The organism is Nocardia sp. NPDC058499 (assembly GCF_042719915.1).
Classification (GTDB): Bacteria; Actinomycetota; Actinomycetes; order Mycobacteriales; family Mycobacteriaceae; genus Nocardia.
Map to the genome: position 1 here is coordinate 1 of NZ_JBHXMZ010000002.1, position 3,261 is coordinate 3,261.

Consider the following 3,261-nt stretch of genomic DNA (forward strand, 5'->3'; position numbering starts at 1 on the left):
CGGCGCCGAGTCTTACGAGGCCCTGAAAGGTTTCGGCCCGTCCCTGCTGTCAGCGCTCGAGGCAATGCGGCGCAGCCGCGAGCATCGAGCGCTGACAGCAGGGACCAAAGGGGGCCGAAACCCGCGCCGCCGAAGGCGGCGCAAATAAACACAGCGGCGCAAGACTTATTCGAACGGGCCGATACCGGTGAGCGGGTTGCCGTCCTGGAGGTACCAGTAGGTGAAGATGGCGGCGGCGAAGGCGAGAACCAGGACCACGAAGGAGCCGGAGCCGGGGCGGGTGGCCCAGCTGCGGCCGCGGTCCAGCGCCCACCGCCCGGGGCCGGTGAAGATGAGGGCGATCGCGGCGCCCGCGAGGATGGTGTCCAGTTCGACCGCGCCCGGCCCTTGGCTGTACTGGAAGTCCGGGTGCATCCCCTGTTTGAACATCCAGGCATTCAGGATCACCGCGAGCACCGCACCGGCTGCCAGCGGTGTGGCCAGACCCAGAATCAGCAGGATGCCACCGCCCACCTCACCGGCGGTGACGAGTGCCGCGGCGATGGACGGATGATCCCAGCCGCCCTGTTCCATCATCTCTTTGGTGCCGTCGAGACCCGGCCCGTCGAACCAGCCCGTCAGTTTCTGCAGGCCGTGGTGCAGGAATGTGCCGCCCACCACGAGGCGCAGGATGAACAGGCCCAGATCGAGGGTGCCGCGGCGACCGTCCCCGTTCCGGCGGCGCAGGCCCCCGTTCGGCTGGGTGCCCGCCGGCGGGATGCTCGCGTAGGAATAGGTCCGGTCGTCCTCGACTCCGGCCGGCCCGCCCGGGCCGGGGGTATCGGTCGGTTTATCGCCCGGGGAAACAGAAGCCATCGCCGGTATCTCCTTGGTCATGGCCACCTTGGGGAACTGGCCGGTGGGGAAATCGTAGGGGCTGCCGACCCCGCCCGCCGTCGTCGATACCGCGCGCTGTTCGGCGGTGGACGGGTTTCCGGGCCGCGCGGAGTCGGACGGCGCGGAGCCGTTTCTCGGCTTGGCACTCACCCTTCAACAGTAGGCCGATCCGGCGCCGCGGGCGCTCTGAATCCACGGCGTGTCCGCGCCAGCGCGCACCTGGCCCATGTCCGTCCGCGACCCCTCTCGTACCGGCACGGAGGGCCTCACCGGACCTACTCACCCCTCGGCGGCGCACAGCCTCGGCAGCACACAATCTCGGCGGCGCACAGCCTCGGCAGCACACAGAGTCGGCAACACACAGAGTCGGCAACACACAGAGTCGGCAACACACAGAGTCGGCAGCGCACAGAGTCGGCAGCGCACAGAGTGGGCGGTTTTCTATGCCCGAAGTAGATGGCGACCGCGACGGCGGTCAGAGCGCGGTTGTCCTACGTCCACGAACATGTGCCGCCCGGCCGCGGGGCGGCTGTCTACGAACAAGTGCCGCCCGGCCGCGGGGCGGCTGTCTACGAACAAGTGCCGCCCGACGGCGGGGCGGTGCGCTCCGCGTGAAGCGACCGGACCGCGCCGGAGCACACCGGCCGGTCGACCGATCCCTCAGCCGCCAGGTAGACCGGCCCGCCGCTCGGTGGCCCGGCGGCCGGAACCCTTGCGGTGCCCACTCCGGGCGGGGGGCGTGGGGGCGCGACCGGAGGGATTTCCACTACGTTGGGGGGTTATGAGGTCGGTTGGCGCGCGGCGCGTGACGGTGGGGCTGGTTTGCGGAGCGTTGTTGCTCAGCGGGTGCGCACGTTTCGACGATTCCGCGTCCAGCCCGTTCACCGACGAACCGACCCTGGACGCCGCGGAGCTCGAACCCCCGAAACAGAAGGGTCCCGAATCCTCGACCACCCGGCCGAGCGGTCCGTGTATCGACCCCGACCCGGCCGTGGTGGTCAGCTGCCTGGACACCACCGGGGGGCTGATCGAGCTGGGCGGCTACGCGCTGGTGACCGAACGCCGCACCGGACGCATCCTGAAGGTGGCGCCGGAGGCGCCGCCGGTCGAGGTCGCCCGGGTCGACGTGGACCCCGCCGGCGACGGCGGGTTGAGTGATATCGCCATCTCCCCCACCTACCACGAAGACGGGCTGCTCTACGCCTACGTCACCACCGCGAGCGATAACCGGGTGGTCCGCATCGCCGAGGGCGGCGGCCCGCCGAAACCGGTCCTGACGGGAATCCCGAAGGGCACTACCGGGAATCGCGGCGCCATCGAATGGACATCACCGGATCAGATGCTGGTGCTCACCGGTAATGCCGGTGATCCGGCGGCCGCGGCGGATCCGGCCAGTACGGCGGGCAAACTGCTGCGGGTGAAGAACCCCACGTCGAACGGGAACGCACCCACCGAGGTCGCGATGTCGGGTATCGGTTCGGCCGGGGATATCTGCCTGGGCAGCGATCAGATCTGGATCACCGACCGCACCCCCGCCTTGGATCGCCTGCAGCGCATCGGCCCCGACGGTGTCGCCACCACCGCGTGGACCTGGCCGGACCGCCCCGGAGTCGCCGGCTGCGCGGTCACCCCCGAAGGCATCGCCATCGCCCTGACCGACGCGAAAGCCCTCGCCATGGCGACACCGGACCCCACGACCTACGCCGTGACCGCGCCCCCGAGCGTTTTCTTCGCCAACAAGTACGGCCGCCTGCTCGGCGCCAGCCCGGCCATGGACGGCACCATCTGGGTCTCCACCGCGAACAAATCCGACGGCGGCCAGCCCACCCCGAACGACGACCGCGTCGTCCGCATCCCGCCGCCCACGGCCGGTGGTGGAGGCGGCCCGGACTAACCGTCCGTCGCCGCTGGCGAAGGGGCTCCGGCCCCTTCGCTGCTGTTCCGTCCTCGACACGCGCTGCTTCGCCTGCTCGCGGCGGCGACAAGGACCGTTGGGCGAACACGTCCGGGCTGTTGGTGGATGCGCTCGCGCAGGCTGTGCTGCTGCTGGTGGGTGGCACATTGCTCGGTACAGCTCTTGCTGCCGCGCCGGGAGTGTTCATCGCCGGCTCGGCCGTCCCGTTCCCTCTCACTGCGGCCACTGTCCTGGTTCCGGCGGTGGAACACGCAGGCCCCCGCCGATATCACCGCCACTGAGCTCGCTCGGGCCGGCTCGTAGCGTCCGAGGCCGACACGCCCACGGTCCACCGGCCGCGATCCCCCGTCGAAACCCTCGAAGACCACTCGCCGCGGGGGGGGGGGAGAAAGGGGGGGGGGGGGGGAGGAGGGGGGGGGGGTGGGGTGTGTTTTGCTGTCGCTTGGTTGCGCGCGGGCGCCCTCCCCCAC

At 70.5% G+C, this 3,261-nt stretch carries 3 protein-coding genes; 2 read left to right on the plus strand and 1 reads right to left on the minus strand.

Features of this window, described 5'->3' with window-relative positions; all coding sequences use genetic code 11:
• Window positions 1-165: 165 nt before the first annotated feature.
• Entirely contained in the window at window positions 166-1,026 is an 861-nt protein-coding gene (locus tag ACFWPH_RS05110) for a DoxX family protein (protein ID WP_378748248.1), read from the minus strand.
• A 306-nt stretch (window positions 1,027-1,332) separates the two neighbouring features.
• Here ACFWPH_RS05110 and ACFWPH_RS05115 point away from each other — a divergent pair, with 306 nt between their 5' ends.
• Entirely contained in the window at window positions 1,333-1,491 is a 159-nt protein-coding gene (locus tag ACFWPH_RS05115; RefSeq protein WP_378748249.1) for a hypothetical protein, read from the plus strand.
• A gap of 166 nt (window positions 1,492-1,657) precedes the next feature.
• On the plus strand, window positions 1,658-2,770 hold the full coding sequence (locus ACFWPH_RS05120) for a PQQ-dependent sugar dehydrogenase (RefSeq protein ID WP_378748250.1): 1,113 nt from the start codon (window positions 1,658-1,660) through the stop codon (window positions 2,768-2,770).
• The last annotated feature ends 491 nt before the right edge of the window (window positions 2,771-3,261 follow it).